Source organism: Ramlibacter sp. (assembly GCF_035706265.1).
Taxonomy (GTDB): Bacteria; Pseudomonadota; Gammaproteobacteria; order Burkholderiales; family Burkholderiaceae_C; genus Ramlibacter.
The window spans coordinates 1-5511 of sequence record NZ_DASSVG010000140.1 but is presented as its reverse complement, the minus strand read 5'-3'; the positions used below and the strand labels follow the sequence as shown (position 1 = coordinate 5511).

At 70.9% G+C, this 5511-nt stretch carries 5 protein-coding genes; 2 read left to right on the top strand and 3 right to left on the bottom strand.

Annotated features, from left to right (window positions below; all coding sequences use genetic code 11):
- The 3 genes from VFM98_RS05595 to VFM98_RS05585 all read right to left on the bottom strand — a co-directional run.
- On the bottom strand, positions 1-514 hold a 514-nt coding region (locus tag VFM98_RS05595), incomplete at its 3' end, for a hydratase (protein WP_325108912.1).
- 49 nt (positions 515-563) lie between these two features.
- The gene (locus tag VFM98_RS05590) at positions 564-1571 is read right to left on the bottom strand and encodes a tripartite tricarboxylate transporter substrate binding protein (protein ID WP_325108911.1); all 1008 of its coding nucleotides are present in this window, start codon (positions 1569-1571) and stop codon (positions 564-566) included.
- 70 nt (positions 1572-1641) lie between these two features.
- Positions 1642-3669 (bottom strand): penicillin-binding protein 1A, encoded by a 2028-nt coding sequence (locus VFM98_RS05585; RefSeq protein WP_325108910.1) that lies wholly within the window; start codon positions 3667-3669, stop codon positions 1642-1644.
- A 276-nt stretch (positions 3670-3945) separates the two neighbouring features.
- Between VFM98_RS05585 and VFM98_RS05580 the strand changes: the two genes are divergently transcribed.
- Together VFM98_RS05580 and VFM98_RS05575 are read left to right on the top strand one after the other, a co-directional pair.
- Entirely contained in the window at positions 3946-4929 is a 984-nt protein-coding gene (locus tag VFM98_RS05580; RefSeq protein WP_325108909.1) for a tripartite tricarboxylate transporter substrate binding protein, read from the top strand.
- Positions 4926-5399, top strand: a complete 474-nt coding sequence (locus VFM98_RS05575; RefSeq protein ID WP_325108908.1) for a tripartite tricarboxylate transporter TctB family protein — start codon at positions 4926-4928, stop codon at positions 5397-5399. Before VFM98_RS05580 ends, VFM98_RS05575 begins: the two co-directional genes overlap by 4 nt.
- Positions 5400-5511: the final 112 nt, after the last annotated feature.

Genomic DNA, 5511 nt, shown 5'->3' with positions numbered 1-5511 from the left:
AGGCGGCGGCATCGCCCGGGACGGGATCGATCGCCATCCTGCGCCCCACGAGCAGCCGGGCGTGCAGGCCGCTGTCCGCCACGGTATCGGCCGCGGTGAATTTCCAGTCCTTCATGTGCGACTGCACGATCTCGAAGCCGGGCGCGATCCACTCGACGCAGGCCAGCAGCTGGTCCAGCGTGGCGCGCGCGGGCGGCGTCGCCTTCAGCCCGAACACGCATTCGGGCTCGATGCGCGGCTGGCAGGTGCCGGCCAGCGCGATCTCGCCCTCGCCTTCGCAGAACGAGAGCGTGGTGTTCCACACGGTGCCCCAGATCGGCGCATAGACGCCGTAGCGCTCCCAGATCGTGCGGTTGGTGAAGCCCACCTTGTAGCCGCGCGGCTGCTCGCCGCGGCGCACGCGCAACTGGCGCACGGTGAGCGCGCGCTCGTAGGCCTCTCCCAGCGCCAGCCCGCAGCCTTGCGGCCACAGGGTGGCTTCGTCCAGGTGCCGCAGCAGGATTTCGGCGTTCATCCCGCAAGCTTAACGCGGCCGGGCGGCCCGCCGCCGCCGCCCGCCCGCCTCACTCGATCTTGGCGCCGGAGGCCTTCACCACCTTGGCCCACTTGGCCGTCTCGGCCTGGATCAGGCTGGCCAGGGCCTCGGGCGTGCCGGGGTTCGGGTCCAGCCCCAGCTTGGCGAGCCGCTCCTTCACGTCCGGCAGCGCCATCGCCTTGAGCGTCTCCGCGTTGATGCGCATCTGCACGTCGCGCGGGATGCCGGCCGATCCGAGCAGCGCGAACCAGGAGGTGGCCTCGAAGCCGGGCAGGCCCGATTCGGCGATGGTGGGCACGTTGGGCGCGGCCGGCGAACGCTGCGCGCTCGTCACCGCGACCGCCTTGATCTTGCCCTCCTGCACCAGCGGCAGCGCCGAAGGCATGTTGTCGAAGATCATCTGGATGCGCCCGCCCATCAGGTCGGGGATCGCCTCGGCGCGGCCCTTGTACGGGATGTGCTGCATCTTCACGCCGGCCAGCGTGTTGAACAGCTCGCCGGAGAGGTGGATCGAGGTGCCGCTGCCGGAAGAGCCGAAGAACAGCTGCTGCTTCTTCGCCAGCTCCACCAGCTCCTTCACGTTGCTCGCCGGCACGTTGTTGTTCACCACCAGCAGGTTGGGCGTGGACGCCAGGAAGCTGATCGGGGTGAAGTCCTTGATGTTGTTGTAGGGCATGCGCTGGTACAGCGACGCGTTGATCGCGTGCGTGCCCACGGTGCCGATCACCAGCGTGTGGCCGTCGCCCGGCGCCTTGGCCACCAGGTCGGCGCCGATGTTGCCGCCCGCGCCGGGCTTGTTTTCCACCGTCACGGGCTGGCCGAGCGGCGCCCACTTGTCGGCCAGGATGCGCGCCAGCGTGTCGGGCGCGCCGCCGGGCGGGAAGGTGACGATGATGCGCACCGGCTTGGTCGGCCAGGCGCCCTCGGCGTGCGCTGCCGGCAGTGCGGAGGCGAGGACGAGGCCGGCGATGGCGGCAATGGCGCGGATGCGCGAACGGTGCATGCTGGTCTCCTGTGCGATGGTTCGTGTTGGCATGCAACCATTCTGGAGCGGGCCGCCCCCGGCGGGGAATCCGCGCGAGCCCTAGTCGCGCTGGCGACAGCCGCTACTGGATCATGCGCATCAGCCGCCCCAGCAGGTCGTTGACGATCTCCTGCACCGGGTCGCGCGCGGGTTCGCGCGGCTTCGGCCGCGGCCGCGGGATGTCGAATTCCGCCCGCGCGTCGACGCTGCGGGTACGCAGCGCCTGGGTGAAGAAGTCGCCCACCATCGGCAGCGCGCTGCGCGCGCCCTGGCCCCAGCTGTCGCCCATGGTGAGGCGCGGGTCGTTGAAGCCGACCCAGGCACCGGCCACCAGCTGCGGATGCATCAGGATGAACCAGCCGTCGGTGTTGTCCTGCGTGGTGCCGGTCTTGCCCGCCACGTCGGCCTGGATGCCGTAGCGGGTGCGGATCGCGCTGCCGGTGCCTTCGTCGATGACGCCGCGCATCACGTTCACCAGCTGCATCGCCTGCGGCTTGGACAGCGCCTCCTCGCCCTGCGGCCGCGTGAAGAGCGCCAGCGTGCGGCCCTGGCGGTCCTCCACCGCGGCGATCAGCTGCGGCTCGCCGAGGTAGCGGCCGTTGTTGGCGAGCGTGCCGTAGGCCGTGACCATCTCGCGCAGCGTGACCGGACTGGTGCCCAGCGCCAGCGACGGCACCGCCTCGAGCTTGCTCTCGCGGACGCCGAGCCGGCGCGCGAAGTCGATCACCCGCGTCGGCCCCACGCGCTGCATCACCTGCGCCGTGATGCTGTTGCGCGACTGGACCAGGCCGTCGCGCAGCGTCATGGGCTGGTGGCTCGGGGGCGTCGTGTCGCGCGGGCTCCAGACGTTGCCGCCGTCGCGGATCGCCACCGGCTCGTCGACGAACAGGTCCTCGGGCACCATGCCGACGGCGAACGCGGCGCCGTAGACGAAGGGCTTGAAGGTGGAGCCCGGCTGGCGGCGCGCCTGGTTCACGTGGTCGAACTGGTCGACCGCGAAGTCGCTGCTGCCCACCCAGGCCTTGACCTGCGCGCTGCGCGGATCGACGGCCAGGAAGCCGGCCTGCAGCAGCGCGCGCTCCTCGCCGCGGCGGCGGCTGCGGTCCACGATGCCCTGCAGGTGCGAGAGCTGGCGCGCGACCGCCTGGTTGGCCGCCTTCTGCAGCCGCGCATCGAGCGTGGTGCGCACCACCAGGCCGTCGGCGTAGATGTCGTAGTCCTCGCGGTCGGCCCAGGAGATCAGCCACTTGCGCACCTGCTGCGCCACGTGCGGGGCGATGCCCACCGGCTCGGTCTGGCGCTCGAAGTCCAGCCGCAGGGGCCGCGCGGCCAGCGTCTCGGCCCGCTTGGGATCGAGCTTGCCGTACTTGGCCATCTGGGCCAGCACCGTGTTGCGGCGCTCGCGCGCCCGTTCGGGATTGAGCACCGGGTTGTAGTAGCTCGTGCCCTTGAGCATGCCGATCAGCGTGGCGCTTTCCAGCACGTCGAGCTTGTCGGCGGACTTGTCGAAGTAGGTCCGCGCGGCCATCTCGATGCCGAACGCGTTGTACAGGAAGGGCACGGTGTTGAGATAGGTCTCGAGGATCTCCGGCTTGGAGTAGATCGCCTCGATCTTCAGCGCCGTGATGGCCTCCTTCACCTTGCGCGTGAGCGAGGCGGCGCGGCCGATCTCCTGCGGGTACAGGTTGCGCGCGAGCTGCTGCGTGAGCGTGGAGCCGCCCTGGCGCTCGCCGCGCAGCGTGTTCAGCGCCGCGCCGGCCGTGCGCCGGAAGTCGATGCCATGGTGCTCGTAGAAGCGGCGGTCCTCGGTGGCGATCAGCGCGTCGATCACCGGCCTGGAGATCCGCTCCAGCGGCACCCACTCGCGGTTGATGCGCTTGAATTCGGCCAGCACCACGCCGTCGGCGGACATCACCACCGTGGGCACCTCCGACTTGGCCTTGCGCAGGTCCGCGATGCTGGGCGTGAAGGGGATCAGGACCAGCACGTACGCCAGCAGCAGCGTGGGCAGGACGAGCGCCGCGCGCACCGGATGGCGGCGGGCGAGCGCGCCGAGGCGGCGCAGGTGTTCGACGGCCCAGGCCTGGGCCCGGGCGAGGACCGGGGACATCCGCTGCAATCTGGTGAGGGAGAGTGGCTGAGCGTGGTAGGACCCGGGCGCGCGGGGAACAGTTCAGCTGAGTGCGTAAGCGCTCGTAGCTCAGCCGCAGGCATGCTCACGAGGCGCGCCTGGCGCTGGGCCAGATGATAGACCGAGTCCCCGCGCCGGCCGGCGCGCGCGCAGCCTTCCGCATTACGGCGGGTTCTCCCTAGCGGCGGCACAGGGCACGGACGCTAGATTGCCATCCGGGTCGCCGCACCACCCCTTCCATCGCAGGAGAAAACCATGCACCGTCCTTCCCGCCGCTCGCTGCTCGCCGGCGCGTTCGCCGCTGTCGCCCTTGCCGCTGCCGCCCTGCCGGCGGCGGCGCAGAACTATCCCGCGCGGCCGATCACGCTGATCGTGCCCTGGGGCGCGGGCGGCGGCACGGATGCCACGGCGCGCATTCTCGCCAGCCTGATGGAAAAGGATCTCGGCCAGCCGGTGAACGTCGTCAATCGCACCGGCGGCAGCGGCGTGGTGGGCCACGCGGCCATCGCCGCCGCGCCGCCCGACGGCTACACCATCGGCCTGGCCACGGTGGAAATCGGCATGATGCACTGGCAGGGCCTCACCGAGCTGAGCGGCGCTTCGTACACGCCCATCGGCCTGGTCAACGCCGACCCCGCGGGCATCCAGGTGCGCGCCGATGCGCCGTACAAGACCGTGCAGGACCTGCTGGCGGCCATCAAGGCCAACCCCGGCAAGTTCAAGGCTTCGGGCACGGGCCAGGGCGGCATCTGGCACCTGGCGCTGGCGGGCCTGCTGAAGGACCAGAAGATCGACCCGGCGGCCGTGCCCTGGGTACCCAGCAACGGCGCCGCCCCCGGCCTGCAGGACATGGTGGCGGGCGGCATCGAGATCGCGCCGGTGTCGCTGCCCGAAGCGCGCTCGCTGATCGATGCCGGCAAGGTGAAGAGCCTGGCCGTGATGGATGCGAAGCCGGCGGCGCTGTATCCCAACGTGCCGACGCTGAAGTCGGCCCTCGGCACCGACTGGTCGATGGCCGCCTGGCGCGGCATCGTCGCGCCCAAGGGCATCCCCGCGGACGTGCGCGACAAGCTGGCGGCGGCGGTGCGCAAGGTCGCCAACAGCAAGGAGTACCAGGACTTCATGGCCAGCCGCGGCTTCGGCGTGGTCTATGCCGGGCCCGACGACTTCGGCAAGTTCATGGCCAAGTCGGACGCCGAACTGGGCGCGACGATGAAGGCGGTGGGCATCGCCAAGTGAAACTGAACGACGCGGTCTTCGGCGTCCTGCTGATGCTCCTGGGCACGGCCGTGCTGGTCGCGATCCAGGGCTATCCCAAGATCCCCGGCCAGCCGGTCGGGCCCGCCCTCTTCCCCGGCATCGTCGCCGCCGGCCTGTGCATCGCCGGCGTGCTGCTGGTGGCGCGCGGCTGGCGGGCACGGGCGCAGCAGCCCTGGCTGGCGTGGGACGCCTGGGTGCACTCGCCGCGTCACGTGCTGGCGCTCGCGGTGCTGCTCGGCTCGGTGCTGTTCTACATCCTCGCTGCCGAGAAGCTGGGCTTCCTGATCGTGGCGCCGCTGGTGCTGGGCGCCCTCTTCCTCGTGCTGCGCGTGCGGCCGCTCCATGCGGTGGGCATCGCGATCGTCGCGACCCTGCTGGTGCACTTCGCGTTCTACAAGCTGCTGCGCGTGCCGCTGCCCTGGGGCGTGCTGAAAGGCATCGCCTGGTGAACTCCTCCCCCGTGCTGCAGGCCTTCGCGATGGTGTCCGAGCCGGGCACCCTGCTGGCGATGGTGCTCGCTTCGCTGTTCGGCCTGTTCGTGGGCGCCGTGCCGGGGCTCAC

Bases quoted from the DNA above. Each gene is read 5' to 3' on its own strand.
- VFM98_RS05590 (WP_325108911.1), bottom strand. From the start codon at position 1,571: ATGCCAACACGAACCATCGCACAGGAGACCAGCATGCACCGTTCGCGC.
- VFM98_RS05585 (WP_325108910.1), bottom strand. From the start codon at position 3,669: ATGTCCCCGGTCCTCGCCCGGGCCCAGGCCTGGGCCGTCGAACACCTG.
- VFM98_RS05580 (WP_325108909.1), top strand. From the start codon at position 3,946: ATGCACCGTCCTTCCCGCCGCTCGCTGCTCGCCGGCGCGTTCGCCGCT.